Source organism: Xanthomonas sp. 3058 (assembly GCF_014199765.1).
Taxonomy (GTDB): domain Bacteria; phylum Pseudomonadota; class Gammaproteobacteria; order Xanthomonadales; family Xanthomonadaceae; genus Xanthomonas; species Xanthomonas campestris_B.
Genome location: NZ_JACHOF010000004.1, coordinates 158,342 through 175,688, shown reverse-complemented (window position 1 = coordinate 175,688; position 17,347 = coordinate 158,342). Strand labels below are relative to the sequence as shown.

The following is a 17,347-nucleotide window of genomic DNA, read 5'->3' as shown; positions in this document are numbered from 1 at the left end:
GGTGGATCGGCCATCGAGCTTCGCGGGAGCTCGCGTTCGACGTGCACAAGGCACGATTCGAACCATCTTTCGGCGGACGCGACGGTCCCCGCAGGATTTGGCACCAAACGCGGGCGCTTACGCGCTCCGCTGGCTGCCCCGGCATCAAAGGGCCTGTCCCTCCGCCGGTCTCGATGGTGAGGCTAAGATGCCACCGCTTTTTTGCGATGTCAATCTCTTCATGCGGATGGAAAGATATATTTTCATCCGATACCACTCCGGCCAGTGATGGGCCACATACTTGCCGCTCCCTTTCGTCCGAGCCCAGCGCGTGGCCCTTCAGCTGTCCTGCAGCGCCGTGTCCCCTCTCGCATTGGCCTTGATCGCCGCGCTGCTGGCCTGCGCAACACCGGCGGCTGCACAGCAACGCTGGCATTGGCCAGGCGCCACAGCCGTCGCCCAGCCCGCGACGACGACACAAGCACCGGCTGCATCCAGCGGTACCAGCCCGTCGCTGCAGCTGGAATGGCAGGCGCCGGCCTACCTGGTCTGGGTCAGCAATCCGCTGGCCGGGCCTGCACAGGTCCAGCTGAGCGCACCGCCCAGCGAGGATTACCGCGCCGTGCCCCAGTTACCGCTGACGGCGCAATTGGCCGCGCACGAGCGCCGGCTACTGGCCCGGCTGTATCCGGCCAGCAACCAGCGCAGCCTGGGCGGGCTGGGCCTCAAGCTCGACGCAGTACCCGGCGATCCGCAGGCACGCCCGCAGCAACAAGTCTGCTATCAACTCCCGTTCCGCGATGTGCCGATACACGTGGACCAGGGCTTTGGCGGGCACTTCAGCCACACCGATGCGGCCAACTGGTACGCAGTGGATTTCGCCCTGCCGCAGGGCACGCCAGTACTGGCCGCGCGCGCGGGCGTGGTCATGCAGATAGCGCGCGATATCGTCGAAGGCCGTCCGCACGACCAGGCGGCCGGGGGCGGCAACCTGGTGCGGGTGCTGCACGCCGACGGCAGCATGGCGCTGTATGCCCACCTGGCACCCGATGGCGTGGCGGTGCGCCCCGGCCAGGTGGTCCGCACCGGCGAGCGCCTGGGCGCCTCGGGCAATACCGGCTTCAGTACCGCCCCGCATCTGCATTTCGCAATCCAGCGCAATGCGGACATGCAACTGCGCTCGCTGCCGTTTCGGATGCTGGGCCCGCAGGGCGAGCTCCAGTTTCCGTCGCCAGCGCCGTGAGCGACGGGGGCCGGGAAGTCACGGCTTGCCGACGGGGGAGTTCCGGGCCGGGACCGCAGAAGCCCACCGCACCGAAGCCGCTATAATCACCGGCTTCCTCAGTTTCCGCAGGCGTCCGACCGGGCGCGCCCAGCCCATGTCCGACGTCTCCAACGAAGCCGCGCGCCGGCGCACCTTCGCCATCATTTCCCACCCCGATGCGGGCAAGACCACGCTGACCGAAAAGCTGCTGCTGTTCGGCGGCGCGATCCAGATGGCCGGCTCGGTCAAGGGCCGCAAGGCCGCCCGCCACGCCACCTCGGACTGGATGGCGCTGGAAAAGGAACGCGGCATCTCGGTGACCTCCTCGGTGATGCAGTTCCCGTACGAGGGCAAGGTGATCAACCTGCTCGACACCCCCGGCCACGCCGACTTCGGCGAGGACACCTACCGCGTGCTCACCGCGGTGGACTCGGCGCTGATGGTCATCGACGTCGCCAAGGGCGTGGAAGAACGCACCATCAAGCTGATGGAAGTGTGCCGGCTGCGCGACACCCCGATCATGACCTTCATCAACAAGCTCGATCGAGAAGGCAAGAACCCGATCGACCTGCTGGATGAAGTCGAAACCGTGCTCGGCATCCAGTGCGCCCCGGTGACCTGGCCGATCGGCATGGGCCAGCGCCTGAAAGGCGTGGTGCACCTGATCACCGGCGAGGTGCACCTGTACGAACAGGGCCGCAACTTCACCCGCCAGGATTCGACCATCTTCCCGTCGCTCGACGCGCCCGGCCTGGCCGAAAAGATCGGCGCACAGATGCTGGCCGAGCTACGCGACGAACTGGAACTGGTGCAGGGCGCCAGCAATCCGTTCGATCTGGATGCGTATCGCGCCGGCCAGCAGACCCCGGTGTTCTTCGGCTCGGGCGTCAACAACTTCGGCGTGCAGCCGCTGCTGGATTTCTTCATCGAACACGCACCGCCGCCGCAGGCGCGCGACACCACCGGCCGCCGCGTCGAGGCCACCGAAGCCAAGCTCAGCGGCTTCGTCTTCAAGATCCAGGCCAACATGGACCCGCAGCATCGGGACCGCGTGGCGTTCATGCGCGTGTGTTCGGGCAAGTTCACCGCCGGCATGAAGGCGCTGCACGTGCGCAGCGGCAAGGACCTCAAGCTGGCCAACGCACTGACCTTCATGGCTTCGGACCGCGAGATCGCCGCCGAAGCCTGGCCGGGCGATGTCATCGGTATCCACAACCACGGCACCATCTCCATCGGCGACACCTTTACCGAAGGCGAATCGCTGTCGTTCACCGGCATTCCCAACTTCGCGCCGGAGCTGTTCCGCCGCGCGCGCCTGCGCGACCCGCTCAAGCTCAAACAGCTGCAAAAGGGCCTGGCGCAGCTGTCCGAAGAAGGCGCCACCCAGTTCTTCCGCCCGTTGATGAGCAACGATCTGATCCTGGGTGCGGTCGGCGTGCTGCAGTTCGACGTGGTGGCCTACCGGCTCAAGGACGAATACGGCGTGGATGCGATCTTCGAGCCGGTGAGCGTCACCACCGCGCGCTGGGTGCATTGCGACAACGCCAAGAAGCTGGAAGAGTTCCGCGAGAAAAATGCCGGCAATCTGGGCATCGATGCAGCCGGCCAACTGGTCTATCTGGCACCGACCCGGGTGAATCTGCAGCTGGCGCAGGAACGCGCACCGGACGTGCGCTTCTCGGCCACGCGCGAACATGCGCATGCCAAGGCAATCGATTGACCGCCACTTGAACCACCACGCGAGAACGCAACTGCCGGCGATGCGAATCGCTCGCAGTTGCGGTACCTTTTTGCCATGAACGCAGACGCTCCCCCCTCCACTGACCTGCGCGACGAAATCGCCAGTGCCGTGACGCACGGCCTGGGTGCAATCGCTGCATTGGCCGGCGGCTCGGTGTTGATCACCCTGGCGGCCATCTATGGCGATGGCTGGCAATTGGCCACCTCCATCGTCTTCAGCGCCACCCTGATCCTGCTCTACGTCGCCTCCACGCTATTCCATGCCATCCCGCATCCGGGCGCGAAGGCGCGCCTGCAGGTGCTCGATCACTGCGCGATCTATCTGTTGATCGCCGGCACCTACACGCCGTTTACGCTGATCAATCTGCGCGGTCCCTGGGGCTGGGGATTGTTTGCCGCCATCTGGACGATTGCCGCAGCCGGGGTGGTCTTCAAACTGTTTTTTACCGGCCGCTTTCGATTGCTGTCGACGGTGCTGTATCTGGCGATGGGCTGGCTGATCATCGTGGCGATCCAGCCGTTGCTGCGCTCTGTCGATACCTGGTCTCTTTGTTGGCTGCTGGCCGGCGGGCTCTTCTACACCCTGGGCACGTATTTCTACCAGCGCGACACCCAACGCTATTTTCATGCGATCTGGCATCTGTTCGTGCTCGCCGGCAGTGCCTGTCACTTCGTTGCGGTGACCGAGCAGGTCGTGTGAGCTGAGGTGCGCTGTGCGGTGCGTTCGCACCCTGTGCACGAGGGATCGCCAACCATCGCTCGTGTGAACAACATGATCGACTCAGCTACTGCACCGCCCGCCCGCGCACCGCGTCGTCGACGCTGGCTGATCGGACTTGGCATTCTCGTCGCCATCGTGGTGATTTTCTTGCTGGTGTTCGACTGGAACTGGCTGCGCGGTCCGGTCGAACGCATGGTCAGCGCCAAGACCGGGCGCGAATTCCATCTTGGCCACCTGGATGTGACGTTGGGCCGCACCACCACGGTCCGTGGCAATCGGCTCAGCTTGGCAAACGCGCCGTGGTCCAAGCGCGGCCCGATGGCCGAGTTGAATTCCGCCGAGATCGATGTCGAGTTGTGGCCGTTGCTGCGCGGCAATGTGCGCTTGCCGGAAATTCGTCTGGATCATCCGAAGGTCCTGCTGGAAGCGGGTGACGACACGCACCCTGGCAACTGGGTGTTCGATCAGGACGATGGCGACGGCACGATGCCGCGTCTTGGCCGGCTGCTGGTGAACAACGGGCGCCTGCAGTACATCGATGCCGCCAACCGCTCGGACGTGGACCTGGCCGTCAACAGCCTGGCCCCGCCAAGCAGCGACCAGCGTGCCGCGCCGATCGGTATCGATGGCAAGGGCCGCTGGAAAGGCTATCCCTTCACGCTGAAGGGCAATACCGCCTCACCGCTGGAGTTGAGCCAGAGCGAACATCCCTTCCGCATCGACCTGCGCGCCAGTGCAGGCGCTACCCGCACGCACGTGCGCGGCACCTTGACCAACCCCTTCCAGTTCCAGGTCTTCGATCTGCAGATGGCGCTCAGCGGCCAGGACATGCAGGACCTGTATCCGTTGACCGGCGTGGCCATGCCGTCGACGCCGCCGTACAAGCTCGACGGACATCTGCGCCGCAACGGCAAGATCTGGCGCTACGAAAAGTTCACCGGCACCGCTGGGGACAGCGACCTGGCCGGCACTGCCGAGGTGGACCTGCGCAACAAGCGCCCGTTCCTGCGTGCGGACCTGGCATCAAAGCGCCTGGATTTCGACGACCTGGCAGGGTTCGTCGGCGCGCCACCGAAGACCGGCGCAAACGAATCGGCAAATGCCGAGCAGAAAAAACAGGCTGCAAAACTCGCTGCGAGCGCGCGCGTGCTGCCCACCACACCTTACGACTTGTCCAAGCTGCGCGCGATGGATGCACAGGTACGCTGGCGCGCGCAGCGCATCAATGCACCATCGTGGCCACTGGACGACATGGATGCCTCGCTGACATTGAAAGACGGCCTGTTGCAACTGGATCCGCTCAACTTCGGCGTTGCCGGCGGCGATATCCGTTCCACCATCCGCATGGACGCGCGCAATCAGGTCATCACCACCCAGCTCAAGGCCGGTATTCGTGGCATCCGGCTGGACCAGCTGTTTCCCGACAAAGCGCTCGCACAACAAGCCTCGGGCGCAATCGGCGGCGCATTGGATCTGCGCGGACGCGGCAATTCGATCGCCGCGATGCTCGGCACCGCCGACGGCACGATCGGCGTCGGCATGGGCCGCGGTCATGTCGGCAACCTCATCATGGAGTTGGCCGGTCTGGATATCGCCGAGTCGTTGAAATACCTGTTCGTGGCCGATCGGCAGATTCCGGTGCGCTGCATGTTTGGCGATTTCGGGGTCAAGGATGGGCTGATGCAGTCGCGCGCACTGGCCTTCGACACCACCGACACCATCATCGTCGGCGAGGGCTCCATCAGCCTGAAGAACGAGACCCTGGACCTGTTGCTGCGCCCGCGCCCGAAGGACCACAGCATTCTCAGCTTGCGTTCGCCATTACGCGTTGGCGGAACCTTCAAGGACCCGTCCTTCCACCCCGACTACAAGGCGCTCGGCATCCGTGGCGCGATTGCGATCGGCCTGGGCCTGATCGCTCCGCCCGCCGCCTTGCTGGCGACCTTCGAAATGGGCCCGGGCAAGGATAGCGATTGCGGAGGCAAGTACGCCAAGTGAGGCCGGCGCGGCGGCCTCAGCTGGCGATGTAGCGCTGCAGTTGATCGATATCGCGCTGCTGGTTCTCGATCACCGCCTTGACCAGATCGCCGATGGAAATGACGCCCTGCACCCGGCCATTTTCCATCACCGGCAAATGCCGGAAGCGCCCATCGGTCATCAATTGCATGCAGCGCTCCACGGTATCGGAGGGCGACACTGTCACCACCTCGGCGCTCATGATCTCGGCGACGCTGGTGGTCGAAGAGGCGCGATCGCGCAGCACCACCTTGCGCGCGTAATCGCGCTCGGAGACGATGCCGACCAAACGTGGCCCGTCCATGACCAGCACCGCACCGATGCCCTTTTCGGCCATCAAACGGACGACTTCGATCACCGCGGCGTCGGCCGCAACCGCAAATACCTCAACCTGTTTGGTCCCCAACAGCTGTCGTACGGTCTGCATGGCCCGCTCCGCGCTTGGTCTGGTGATCGCAGACTACTCCCACTGCGCCACGGTGGGTATCGACCAGATACAGCGGGCGCTGCTTGGCTTCGTCATACAACCTGCCCAGATACTCGCCGATCAACCCCAGGGCAATCAGCTGGATACCGCCCAGAAACAGGATCACCGACATCATGGTCGGCCAACCCGCGACCGGGTCGCCGATCAGCGCCGCCTTGATCACCACCCAGGCACCGAACAGCAACGCCACCACTGCGGTGAACAACCCCAGATACGTCGCCACGCGCAGCGGCACCGTGGAAAAACTGGTGATGCCATCCAGCGCCAGGTTCCATAGCCGCCAAGCCGTGAACTTGCTGCCCCCGGACAGGCGCGGCGCACGCCGGTACGGCACGGCGACCTGGCGAAACCCGACCCAACCGAACAGCCCCTTCATAAAGCGGTGGCGCTCACGTAACTGCTGCAGCGCCTGCACCACGCGCGGCGACAACAACCGGAAATCGCCGCTATCGGCTGGAATCGGCGTACGCGACAGCTGTCCGATGACCCGATAGAACACGTGCGCAGAACCGCGCTTCATCCAGCTTTCGCCCTCACGAAACACCCGCGTGCCAAAGATGTTGTCGTAGCCGGCACGCCACAATGCGACGAACTCGGGAATCAGCTCGGGCGGATCCTGCCCGTCGGCATCGAGCAGCATCACCGCACCCGGCAGCACGTGATCCAGGCCTGCAGAAATGGCCACCTCCTTGCCGAAATTGCGCGACAGCCGCACGGCGCTCACCTGCGCATCGTCATCGGCAAGTGCCTGCAACAGCGCCCAGGTGCCATCGATACTGCCATCGTCCACATACAACACGTGCGTCTGCAATCCACTGAGCTGCGCCAATACTGCACACAGACGCGGATGCAGCAGCGGAATGCTGGTTTCTTCGTTATAGGCCGCAATGACCACCGTGAGGCGCTCTGCGGCAGCCAGCGATGGCACCAGGTCGGGCGCGTGCACGCTCACGGCGCCTGCAGATACGCAGCGCCGCCCAACTGGCGGGCCTGGCGCTGAATCCACGCGGCGCGCCGCTGCACGTATGCGCCCGGCCGGCGTGCGTCATAGCGCCGTGGCGAAGGCAACACCGCCGCCAGACGCGCTGATTCGCCCGGCGATAACCCTGCCGCATCCTTGCCCCAGAACTGCCGGGCAGCGGCTTGCGCGCCATACACCCCATCGCCGAATTCGGCCACGTTGAGATACATCTCCAGGATCCGCTGCTTTGGCCACAGCCACTCGATCAGTACCGTGTACCAGGCCTCCAGGCCCTTGCGCACCCAACTGCGGCCCTGCCACAGGAACACATTCTTGGCGACCTGCTGGCTGATCGTGCTGGCTCCACGCACCCGCCCGCCACGGGCGTTGTGATCGCGCGCCTTCTCGATGGCCTGCAGATCGAAGCCGTGATGCAGCGGAAACTGCTGATCTTCCGCAGCCACCACCGAAATCGGCAGGCTGGCGGCGATCTTGTCGTAATCGCGCCATTGCTGGTGCAGCGAAAAGCTCCAGTCGCCTTCGCCCCAGGCTTCCAGGTAGCGTGCCACCATCATGCTGCTGATCGGCGGATCGACCACCCGCAACACCAGCACCTGCAACACGCTCGCAGCCGCGAACAGCAGCGGTGCCGCCAATATCCAGGGCAGCCAACGCCTGCGCCGCGGTGGCGCCACCTGCTTGCCATCCAATGCAACCGTCCCCATTGTTCGCTACGACCTTTCATCCCGATGCCTGCCGCATTATCCGGCAACCGGCGTCCCTTACGTCCGATGTTTCCATGACCGATCACGATCAGCTTTCCCGTTTCCTGTTGCCCGCCGCTGGCGTGCGCGGTGTCCATGTGCGCCTGACCCAGGCCTGGCACGACATCCAGGGGGCCGCCGACTACCCGCCGGCCGCACGCCAGTTGCTCGGCGAGGCGGCGGTGGCTGCGGCCCTGTTCACCGGCCACACCAAGGTCGATGGGCGTCTGTCGGTCCAATTGCGCGGCAACCAGACGCTGCGCACCCTGTTCGCCGAATGCACCGCCGCCGGCACCTTGCGCGGCATCGTGCAGCTGGCCGACGGCACCGACGCCCCGACCGACCTGCGCGAGCTCGGCGACGCCGCCCTGCTGGCGATCACCATCGAGAATCCCGGCCTGGACCCGCGCGAACCGCAGCGCTACCAGAGCCTGGTCGGCATGCAGTCCCCGGATCTGGCCGAAGCCTTCGAGACCTATTTCCACCAGTCCGAACAGTTGCCGACCCGCCTGCTGCTGGCCGCAGGCCCCGACCAGGCAGCCGGCCTACTGCTGCAGAAGCTGCCTGGCGACGAAGGCGACAACGACGGCTGGACCCGCATCGGTGCCCTGTTCGACACCCTGGGAGCACCGGAACTGCTCTCGGTCGCCGGGAACGACCTGCTGCACCGGTTGTTCCACGAAGAAGACCCTCAGCTGCTCGGCGACAGGCCGCTCAGCTTTGGCTGCTCCTGCTCGCGCGAACGGGTCGCCTCGATGTTGCAGTCCCTGGGCGAGGACGAGGCCCGGGCCGCCGCCGAGGCCACCGGCGAGGTCGAGGTGCGCTGCGAGTTCTGTGGGCGTGAGTATCACTTCCCATTGACTGAACTGGAGGTACTTTTCAGCGCCCCCCAGTCGTTGCAAGAAGCGCCGGAAAGGTTGCAATAGATAGGATTTCGGGCATTTTGGGGGAGCGGGGACGCTTGTTAAATAATCATAAACACCCTAGCATCTGCCTTGCCCGCTCTCGGGAACTTAACAACTGCCCCCTGGGTCTGACTCTGGTATGCGACACCTACTGCGCCTCCCGCTTGCTCTGATGGTTGCCCTTGCGGCAACTGCGGGCGTGCGCGCGCAGACGGCATCGCAGCAACTGCGCGAGAGCACGATCCTGCCGGTGTGGAACAAGGGCAGCGGCAAGGTAGAGGCGTTCCTGTATCTGGAGCCCACGGGCGAACAAAAGGCCGGGGCACGCTGGCACTTTGGACGGAACTCGCTGGATGCTGCCTTCGGCCTGACGTCGGGCGACTCGCTCGGCCTGCTCTGCAACAGCAGCCGTGGCACCAACATCAGCGGCCTTGCCAGCCATTGCCTGCTCGCAGGAATCGGCGATGACGAAGAAGACAGCGCCGCTGCCTCGCGCCGTGTCTCGGCCACGGTGGGTTTTAACCGTGGCGGCGCCCGCGCTGGAGTCACCGCCGGCGCTGGCCGCGATACCCTGCCGGCCTGGTTGGTGGGCGGCGGCAAGGCCCCGCTGACCCGCGTCGAGCAGAACGACCTGACCGTGTTCGGCCAGAAGAATATCGGCCGCGAAGGCTTTGTCTCGATCGGCGGCACTTACGCCCGCGCACGCCTGGTGCCGCTGGCCGATGTCTCGCCGGCGATCGCCGACCAGTGGGACAGCAAGACCCTCAGCGTCGGTGGCGGCTACGGCGCTTTCAGCGCAAACGTCATTGGCCGGGTCGTTGACGTTCCCGGCCAACCCGAAAAATGGGAAGGCCTGGGGCTGGGCCTGACCTGGCGGACTCCCTGGAGCGGCCAGTTGACGGTCGGCGCCGAGAACGTGATCTCGCGCGGCAAGAACCCGTTTGCCCCGAACAACGAAAGCAACAGCGATGGAACGGTTCCATACGTCAGGTACGAACAGGACCTGTAACTCGCTGAAATGACGAGGTTCTTTAGACGCCACCGGCTTCCAGCCGGTGGCGTTTTTCGTTGTAGGGCTCGCTTAGCACACCGCTCTTCACAGGTTTCTTCTTTTTCATTAACGGGACTTTAATTTCCTGCGCAACGCATATACCATCGGTTCACCCTGACGTTTTGGATCCGCTTCTTTCGGACCCCCCGACAGGCAAACAACCCTTGGCAGTACCCAAGATCACTTGGAGAGAGAGCTAATGAATTGCAAGTCCAACAAGCTGCGCGATGCAGTTGTCCTCGCGCTTGTCGTGGGCGTGGGCGGTACTGGTACCGCCATCGCTCAGGAAGCCGGCACCACCAACCTCGACAAGATCGAAGTGACCGGTTCGCGCATTAAGCGCGCCGACGTCGAGACATCGCAGCCGGTCTTCAGCATGAGCCGTCAACAGATCGAATCGCAGGGTTTGACCTCGATCGGCGACGTGATCCAGAACATCAGCTCCGGTGGTTCGGCGTTCAATACCAACGTCAACAATGGCGGCAACGGCGAAACGCGTGTCAACCTGCGAAACCTCGGTTCCAACCGCACCCTGGTGCTGGTCAATGGTCGTCGTTGGGTCGGCGGTACGGGCCTGGGCGGCGCTGTCGACCTCAACACGATTCCGACTGCTGCCGTCGAGCGCATCGAAGTCCTGAAGGACGGCGCCTCCACGATCTACGGCTCCGACGCCATCTCCGGCGTGGTCAACATCATCCTGCGCCAGAACTTCGATGGCGCCGAAGCGAATGCGTACTACGGTCAATACGACAAGGGCGACGGCAGCCGCGAGTCCTACGACTTCACCATCGGCTCGACCGGCGATCGTTGGCACGCCACCCTCGGCGTCGGTTACGTGAAGGAAGAGCCCGTAATGGCGGGCAATCGCGAAATTTCGTCGGTCCCGGTCTTCGGCGCAGTTCCACGCACCGGCAATAGCACAACGATTCCGGGTGGACGTTTTGGCATATTCGGGTCGACTGGCCCGGATCCGACTACTGGTGAACCTACCTTCGGTGCGACACGTTTCAATGGCACGCCTGGGTTCTCCATCACCAACAACGGTGGCACCACCTCGCGCAACTACACTGCGGCTGATAGCTACAACTTTGCGCCAGCCAACTATTTGGTGACCCCGCAGGAGCGCAAATCGGTGTTTGCCGACGCCGGGCTATCGATCACCGACAACGTGCGCTTCAAGACCACAGTGACCTACAACGAGCGCGAGTCGAGCCAGCTCTTGGCACCGATGCCGGTCGTGCTGGGTCGCTCCGCGCCTGGCACTAACGGCGCAGATATCGTTATTTCGGCCAATAACATCTATAACAACACCGGCCGCGATATCGACTACATCCAGTATCGTGCAGAAGAGACTGGCGGCCGCATCTTCACCCAGAACGTCAAGACGTTTGGGTTCAGCGGCGCATTCGAAGGTGATTTCGAAGTTGGCCAGCGCTTCTTCAACTGGGAAGCCGGTATGTTTTACGGCGAGAACGACCAGACTGATCGCACCACCGGCCTGTTCAATATTTCCGCACTGCGTAACGCGCTTGGCCCGTCGTTCGTCGACGCTGGCGGTGTAGCACGCTGCGGTACCGCAGCCAGCACGATCGACGGCTGCGTGCCGATGAATATGCTGAGCGGTCCGGGTTCGTTGACCCCGGAAATGCTGAGCTACGCCGGTTTCAATGCGCATGACCTGTACGGATATGAGCAGAAGACCTACTTCGGCAACATCGGCGGCGAATTGTTCGATCTGCAGGGAGGCGCGTTCGCATTCTCCTTCGGCGCTGAACACCGCGAAGAGTCGGGCTTTGACGATCCGGACGCACTGATCAACTCTGGCGACACCACCGGCAACGCGCGTACCGCCACCAACGGCGGCTACAAGCTGGACGAAGCCTACCTCGAACTCGCCGTGCCGCTGCTGGCCGACCTGCCGGGCGCACAGTTGCTCGACTTCAGCCTGGCGACGCGTTATTCGGATTACAGCAACTTCGGCGATACCACCAACAGCAAGTTCGGTTTCCGCTGGAAGCCGATCACTGACCTGATGATCCGCGGTAACTGGTCGCAGGGCTTCCGTGCGCCGTCGATCAGCGAACTGTTCCAGGGTGTGAGCGATACCTTCGAAGACGTGCGCGATCCCTGTGCTGGCTCATTCAGCGATGGCTCCGTCAACGGAACGCGTCCAGGTTCATGCGGTGCGGTCCCGGCCTATGCTCAGGCCAACCCGCAGGTGCGTACCGCCACCGGCGGCAACCCGAACCTGCAGCCGGAAACCTCGATATCCAAGACCTTAGGCTTCGTGTATAGCCCGAGCTGGGTGACTGGTCTGGATATCTCGTTGGACTGGTGGAATATCGAGATCGAAGACGCGATCGACACCCAGACCGTGCAGGAGACTTTGAACAGCTGCTATTTGGCGGGTATCGCCAATGCTTGCTCGCTGATTCAGCGCGAACCCACTGGTGAAGTTTCGAATCTGCTGGCAGTGCCGAACAACATTGCGAAAATCGAGGCTGAAGGCTACGACCTGACCGTAGGCTATCGTTTGCCGGACACCGCGTGGGGCAGCTTCAGTGTGGTGTGGGACTCGACCTACATGAGCAAGTTTGTGGTTGAGAAGCCGCTGCAGGATCCCGAAACCCGCGTTGGTTTGTATCGTGGCGGCTCTGCACAGGACAACAACTGGCGCATCCGCTCCAACATGATGCTCAATTGGGAGTTGGGCGATGTCGGCGGCTCGGCATCCATGCGCTACTACAGCTCGCAGGTCGAAAACTGCACCGGCGCCAATGTCGCCACCCCGGCGAATGTGGCTCTGCTGTGCTCGGATCCGAATCGGGTAACCAGTGCTGGTGCGGCTCCTCGCAACCATGTTCCCAGCGTGACCTACACCGATCTGGCCGCGTACTGGAAGGCCCCGTGGAACGCACGCGTCACCGTCGGCGTGAATAATGCCTTCGACCGCGATCCGCCGCAGGCAGCTACGGCATTTGCCAATAGCTTTGACCCGCAGTACGAAATCCCGGGTCGCTTCTACTACATGCGTTACACCCAGAAGTTCTGATATTCGTCCCCTTAAGTAATACGCAAATAAAAAAACCGCGACTCGAAAGAGTCGCGGTTTTTGTTTGCTAAACGATCAAACCTCAGCCGATGTGGGATACCTGCAAACCTACCCAGGAATCAACGTCTGAATCACATGCTCCACGTAGGCTTCGAAGTCTTCGCGGGCCTGCTTGGGTTGCTGCAGTTGCAGCGAAAGTTGCAGGAAGCCAACGTAGGCGGCGTAGGCCAGGCGGGCGCGGTGTTGGGCGTCGGTGCGGGTCAGGCCGGCCTGGCGAAATGAGGCAATCAAATAATCGAGGCGGCGTTGCGAGACACGGTCGATGACCGGGCGCACGGCTGGGTGATCGAGCGCCTTGAGCAGTTCGCTGTAGATCACGTGCGGCTTGACCTCATGCGCCACCAGTTGGAACAAGGCGCGTAGACGGGCGCTGGGATCGGGCACGTCTTCCAGGCTGCCGAAGACTTCCTTCTGCTCGAAGATCTCCCAACGTTCCAGAGCGGCCTGCAGCAGCGCATCGCGCGAGGGGAAATGCCAGTAGAAACTGCCTTTGGTGACGCCCAGACGGCGCGCCAGCGGTTCGACCGCAACGGCGCCGACGCCTTGTTCGGCGATCAGATCCAGCGCGGCCTGTGCCCAGTCGTCCGCGCTGAGGCGGTTGCCGCGACCGGAACTGGCGCGGGGCGTGGTGACGCTGGAGTCGGTAGTGTCGTTCATGGAACGATTTAACCATACGCTTGAGGCAGTTGCAGTACGCATTACCCAACGTAGGCACAATCGCCGCGATCGCGCGCCTTAACCATCCATACCACTGAGTATTGACAGCGGTCGCCGCACATCCATACCATTAGGTATGGTCACCTCTCGCTCTAGCCTCGCCCAGACTGTATCCGTGACCAGTGTTCGCGCTGGCGACGCTGTACTTGCGGTGTCGGTGCGTGGCGAAGACAACGCGCCGACGGTCGTGTTCGCGCATGGGTTGGGACAGACGCACCTGGCGTGGGAAACCACGGCGGCGATGCTGGCGGAGGCGGGCTATCACGCGTTGTCCTACGACGCACGCGGGCACGGGGATTCAAGCGTCAATGCCCTGGATCTGCCCTACTCGCCCATGCAATTCACCGATGACCTGATCGTCTTGGCGGGCGAGCAAGCCGAGCCGCCAGTGCTGGTCGCCGCGTCGATGGGCGGTTTGTTCGGCCTGCTCGCAGAAGCGCGCTGGCCTGGCCTGTTTCGCGCGATCGTGCTGGTCGATATCACCCCGCGTTGGGATACCGCTGGCGTGGAGCGGATCCTGCGCTTCATGACCGCGCACCCGGATGGATTCGCGTCGCTGGATGTCGCTGCCGACGCCATTGCCGCTTACCTGCCGCATCGGCCGCGCAAGACGCCCAGTCAATTGCAGGGACTGCTGCGGCAACGCACCGACGGCCGTTGGCTCTGGCATTGGGACCCGCGCCTGGTCGACGAACTGGCGGGACAGGATCCCCACACGCAGCAGCAGGCATTGCTGGACGCCGCCGCGCAGGTGCGCTGCCCGATGCTGTTGATCAGCGGCGGGCGCAGCGATCTTGTGACGCCGGCAAACATCACCGAATTCCTGTCGATCGCCCCGCATGCGCAGCACGTGCACCTGCACGAGGCCACGCACATGCTGGCAGGCGACGACAACACCACCTTTACCGCCACCGTGTTGCATTATCTGGACGCACTGCCCTCGGTTGGCACCATCGCAGCGTCCAACATCACCGAGCATGTCACTGGAGCAAGACCATGAGCATCGTTGCACCGTTCCTCCTCGTCATCCTGGCGGCGGGCATCGCTGCCTATCACCGTATGCGCCTTGCCACCTGGGTTGCACTGAGCGCCTGCGTGCTGGTGGCCTGCTGGCTGCTGGGTGCCAACCTCACCGCAACCATCGTCGCCGCCACGCTGGTGGTGCTGGTGTCCGCACCGGTGCTGTTGCCGTTCCTGCGCAAGCCGCTGCTGACCACGCCGTTGATGAGCTTCTTCCGCAAGGTGCTGCCGCCGCTGTCGCAGACCGAGCGCATCGCGCTGGAAACCGGGTCGGTGGGGTTTGAAGGCGAACTGTTCACCGGCGACCCGGACTGGCAGAAGCTGCTCAACTATCCCAAGCCGCAACTGACCGCCGAAGAGCAGGCGTTCCTGGACGGCCCGGTCGAAGAGCTGTGCAAGATGGTCAACGACTGGGAAATCACCCATGTCCACGCCGATCTGCCGCCCGAATTATGGGACTACATCAAGAAGAACAAGTTCTTCGGCATGATCATTCCCAAGCAGTACGGCGGCCTGGGTTTCAGCGCGCTGGCGCATCACAAGGTGATCCAGAAGCTGTCCTCGATCTCCAGCGTGGTCAGCTCCACCGTCGGTGTGCCGAACTCGCTCGGGCCGGGTGAACTGCTGCTGCATTACGGCACGCCGGAACAGAAAGACTATTACCTGCCGCGCCTGGCGGTCGGTGCCGAGGTGCCGTGTTTCGGTCTGACCGGCCCGTTCGCCGGCTCGGATGCGACCTCGATCCCGGACTACGGCATCGTCTGCAAGGGCGAGTGGAATGGCGCCAACGTGCTCGGCGTCAAGCTGACCTTCGACAAGCGCTATATCACCCTGGCACCGGTCGCCTCGCTGATCGGCCTGGCGTTTCGCGCCTACGATCCGGATGGCCTGATCGGCGACAAGAAGGACATCGGCATCACCCTGGCGCTGCTGCCGCGCGAGACCCCCGGCGTGGAAATCGGCCGTCGCCATTTCCCGCTCAATTCGCCGTTCCAGAACGGCCCGATCCATGGCGAGGAAGTGTTCATCCCGCTGAGCCAGTTGATTGGCGGCGTGGAAATGGTCGGCAAGGGCTGGAACATGCTTAACGAGTGCCTGGCGGTGGGCCGTTCGATCACCCTGCCTTCTACCGCCAGCGGCGGCGGCAAGTACGCTGCGGTGGTGACTGGTGCGTATGCACGCATCCGCAAGCAGTTCGGTCTGTCGATCGGCCGTTTCGAAGGCGTGGAAGAAGCGCTCGCGCGCATCGGTGGCAAGGCCTACGCGATCAGCGCGTTGTCGCAGGCCACCGCTGCGGCGGTGGATCGCGGCGATGTGCCGTCGGTGCCATCGGCGATCGCCAAGTATCACTGCACCACCATGGGCCGCGAAGTGGTCAGCGACATGATGGATGTGATCGGCGGCAAGGGCATCATCCTGGGGCCACGCAATTTCGCCGGCCGTGCCTGGCAGGCTGCGCCGATCGGCGTGACCGTGGAAGGCGCCAACATCATGACCCGCAGCCTGCTGATCTTCGGCCAGGGCGCGATCCTGTGCCATCCGTGGGTGATGAAGGAAATGAAGGCGGCGCAGGATCCGGATACGCGTCGTGGCCTGGAAGAGTTCGACCAGAGCCTGTTCGGGCATATCCGCTTCGGCATTTCCAACGCGGTGCGTTCGTTCTGGTTCGGTCTGACCGGTGCGCGCATCGGTGCGGCGCCGGGCGATGCGTACACGCGTCGCTTCTTCCGCAAGCTGGATCGGTATTCGGCCAACCTGGCGCTGATGGCCGACGTGTCGATGCTGATGCTCGGCGGCAAGCTCAAGTTCAAGGAATCGCTGTCCGGCCGTCTGGGCGATGTGCTGAGCCACATCTACCTGACCAGCGCGATGCTCAAGCGCTATCACGACGAGGGCGCGCCAGCGACCGACCAGCCGCTGCTGGCCTGGGCGTTCCACGACAGCGTGCACAAGATCGAAACCGCGCTTTCCGCGGCGCTGCGCAACTTCCCGATCCGGCCGGTGGGCTGGTTGATGTGGGTGCTGATCTTCCCGCTGGGCCGTCGTGCCGAAGCGCCGGGCGACCGCCTGGGGCACCGCGTGGCATCGATCCTGATGACACCGAGCGAAGCGCGCGACCGCCTGGCCCAGGGCGTGTTCCTGACCCCGTGCGCCAACAATCCGGGCGGACGTATCGCCAGCTATCTGGCCAAGGCCGTGCTGGCCGAGCCGGTGGAGCGCAAGTTCCTCAAGGCACTCAAGACCAAGGGCATCGAGGCACTGGATTTCACTGCGCAGCTGGACGAGGCCGTGGCCGAAGGCGTGATCACCATCGACGAGCGCAAGCAACTGGAAGAGTTGCGCGAGATCATGATGGACACCATCACCGTGGACGACTTCGATCCGCACGAGCTGCGTGCGGCGAGCTTCTACGACAAGCCACAGGCCCAGCAGCCGCGCGAAGCGGCCTGAGCAAGCGACACACCTCGCGTCAGGTCATCACGCAAACGGCGAGCTTCGGCTCGCCGTTTGCGTTGGCGTACATGCTGTCGCGGCGCGCATGCTTGCCGAGTGTGTGGGCCGGCGCTCCGACCAGCACGCTTGCAGTCAGCTGCAGAGCCACGCCGGAGA

At 63.7% G+C, this 17,347-nt stretch carries 13 protein-coding genes and 1 riboswitch; of the genes, 9 read left to right on the top strand and 4 right to left on the bottom strand.

Annotated features, from left to right (window positions below; all coding sequences use genetic code 11):
- Window positions 1-59: 59 nt before the first annotated feature.
- A riboswitch (SAM riboswitch) is annotated at window positions 60-180 on the bottom strand.
- A 142-nt stretch (window positions 181-322) separates the two neighbouring features.
- The 4 genes from GGR61_RS07840 (at window position 323) to GGR61_RS07825 (ending at window position 5,702) form a co-directional block, all read left to right on the top strand.
- Window positions 323-1,222, top strand: a complete 900-nt coding sequence (locus GGR61_RS07840) for a M23 family metallopeptidase (protein WP_184621157.1) — start codon at window positions 323-325, stop codon at window positions 1,220-1,222.
- A gap of 136 nt (window positions 1,223-1,358) precedes the next feature.
- On the top strand, window positions 1,359-2,963 hold the full coding sequence (locus GGR61_RS07835; RefSeq protein ID WP_184407100.1) for a peptide chain release factor 3: 1,605 nt from the start codon (window positions 1,359-1,361) through the stop codon (window positions 2,961-2,963).
- A 75-nt stretch (window positions 2,964-3,038) separates the two neighbouring features.
- Complete coding sequence (locus tag GGR61_RS07830; protein ID WP_184407101.1) at window positions 3,039-3,683, top strand: hemolysin III family protein; 645 nt, start codon at window positions 3,039-3,041, stop codon at window positions 3,681-3,683.
- A gap of 72 nt (window positions 3,684-3,755) precedes the next feature.
- Window positions 3,756-5,702 (top strand): AsmA family protein, encoded by a 1,947-nt coding sequence (locus GGR61_RS07825; RefSeq protein WP_184621038.1) that lies wholly within the window; start codon window positions 3,756-3,758, stop codon window positions 5,700-5,702.
- A gap of 16 nt (window positions 5,703-5,718) precedes the next feature.
- Here the strand turns inward: GGR61_RS07825 and GGR61_RS07820 are convergent, their stop codons facing one another.
- From GGR61_RS07820 to mtgA, 3 genes are read right to left on the bottom strand one after another with little or no spacing between them, the layout of a single operon-like run.
- Window positions 5,719-6,147: a CBS domain-containing protein gene (locus GGR61_RS07820; RefSeq protein WP_184621037.1), complete on the bottom strand. Its 429-nt coding sequence runs from the start codon at window positions 6,145-6,147 to the stop codon at window positions 5,719-5,721.
- Window positions 6,107-7,153, bottom strand: a complete 1,047-nt coding sequence (locus GGR61_RS07815) for a glycosyltransferase family 2 protein (protein ID WP_184407220.1) — start codon at window positions 7,151-7,153, stop codon at window positions 6,107-6,109. Before GGR61_RS07815 ends, GGR61_RS07820 begins: the two co-directional genes overlap by 41 nt.
- 2 nt (window positions 7,154-7,155) lie before the next feature.
- On the bottom strand, window positions 7,156-7,893 hold the full coding sequence (gene mtgA / locus GGR61_RS07810) for a monofunctional biosynthetic peptidoglycan transglycosylase (RefSeq protein ID WP_184407104.1): 738 nt from the start codon (window positions 7,891-7,893) through the stop codon (window positions 7,156-7,158).
- Window positions 7,894-7,967: 74 nt separating this feature from the next.
- Between mtgA and GGR61_RS07805 the strand changes: the two genes are divergently transcribed.
- The 3 genes from GGR61_RS07805 (at window position 7,968) to GGR61_RS07795 (ending at window position 12,940) form a co-directional block, all read left to right on the top strand.
- Window positions 7,968-8,858 carry an Hsp33 family molecular chaperone HslO gene (locus GGR61_RS07805; RefSeq protein ID WP_184621036.1) on the top strand — a complete coding sequence of 297 codons (891 nt, stop codon included), beginning with the start codon at window positions 7,968-7,970 and terminating at the stop codon, window positions 8,856-8,858.
- A gap of 151 nt (window positions 8,859-9,009) precedes the next feature.
- Entirely contained in the window at window positions 9,010-9,846 is an 837-nt protein-coding gene (locus GGR61_RS07800; RefSeq protein ID WP_184407106.1) for a hypothetical protein, read from the top strand.
- A gap of 241 nt (window positions 9,847-10,087) precedes the next feature.
- Window positions 10,088-12,940, top strand: coding sequence for a TonB-dependent receptor (locus GGR61_RS07795; protein ID WP_184621035.1), 2,853 nt, complete (start codon window positions 10,088-10,090; stop codon window positions 12,938-12,940).
- Between the two features lie 108 nt (window positions 12,941-13,048).
- On the opposite strand, the gene GGR61_RS07790 is transcribed toward GGR61_RS07795, so the two are convergent.
- Window positions 13,049-13,657 carry a TetR/AcrR family transcriptional regulator gene (locus tag GGR61_RS07790; protein ID WP_184407108.1) on the bottom strand — a complete coding sequence of 203 codons (609 nt, stop codon included), beginning with the start codon at window positions 13,655-13,657 and terminating at the stop codon, window positions 13,049-13,051.
- Between the two features lie 136 nt (window positions 13,658-13,793).
- On the opposite strand from GGR61_RS07790, the gene GGR61_RS07785 reads away from it, so the two are divergent.
- Window positions 13,794-14,717 carry an alpha/beta hydrolase gene (locus GGR61_RS07785; protein ID WP_184621034.1) on the top strand — a complete coding sequence of 308 codons (924 nt, stop codon included), beginning with the start codon at window positions 13,794-13,796 and terminating at the stop codon, window positions 14,715-14,717.
- Entirely contained in the window at window positions 14,714-17,188 is a 2,475-nt protein-coding gene (locus GGR61_RS07780) for an acyl-CoA dehydrogenase (protein ID WP_184621033.1), read from the top strand. Before GGR61_RS07785 ends, GGR61_RS07780 begins: the two co-directional genes overlap by 4 nt.
- Window positions 17,189-17,347: the final 159 nt, after the last annotated feature.

Bases quoted from the DNA above. Each gene is read 5' to 3' on its own strand.
- GGR61_RS07785 (WP_184621034.1), top strand. From the start codon at position 13,794: ATGGTCACCTCTCGCTCTAGCCTCGCCCAGACTGTATCCGTGACCAGT.
- GGR61_RS07800 (WP_184407106.1), top strand. From the start codon at position 9,010: ATGGTTGCCCTTGCGGCAACTGCGGGCGTGCGCGCGCAGACGGCATCG.
- GGR61_RS07780 (WP_184621033.1), top strand. From the start codon at position 14,714: ATGAGCATCGTTGCACCGTTCCTCCTCGTCATCCTGGCGGCGGGCATC.
- GGR61_RS07790 (WP_184407108.1), bottom strand. From the start codon at position 13,657: ATGAACGACACTACCGACTCCAGCGTCACCACGCCCCGCGCCAGTTCC.
- mtgA (WP_184407104.1), bottom strand. From the start codon at position 7,893: ATGGGGACGGTTGCATTGGATGGCAAGCAGGTGGCGCCACCGCGGCGC.
- GGR61_RS07825 (WP_184621038.1), top strand. From the start codon at position 3,756: ATGATCGACTCAGCTACTGCACCGCCCGCCCGCGCACCGCGTCGTCGA.
- GGR61_RS07805 (WP_184621036.1), top strand. From the start codon at position 7,968: ATGACCGATCACGATCAGCTTTCCCGTTTCCTGTTGCCCGCCGCTGGC.
- GGR61_RS07830 (WP_184407101.1), top strand. From the start codon at position 3,039: ATGAACGCAGACGCTCCCCCCTCCACTGACCTGCGCGACGAAATCGCC.
- GGR61_RS07835 (WP_184407100.1), top strand. From the start codon at position 1,359: ATGTCCGACGTCTCCAACGAAGCCGCGCGCCGGCGCACCTTCGCCATC.
- GGR61_RS07795 (WP_184621035.1), top strand. From the start codon at position 10,088: ATGAATTGCAAGTCCAACAAGCTGCGCGATGCAGTTGTCCTCGCGCTT.
- GGR61_RS07820 (WP_184621037.1), bottom strand. From the start codon at position 6,147: ATGCAGACCGTACGACAGCTGTTGGGGACCAAACAGGTTGAGGTATTT.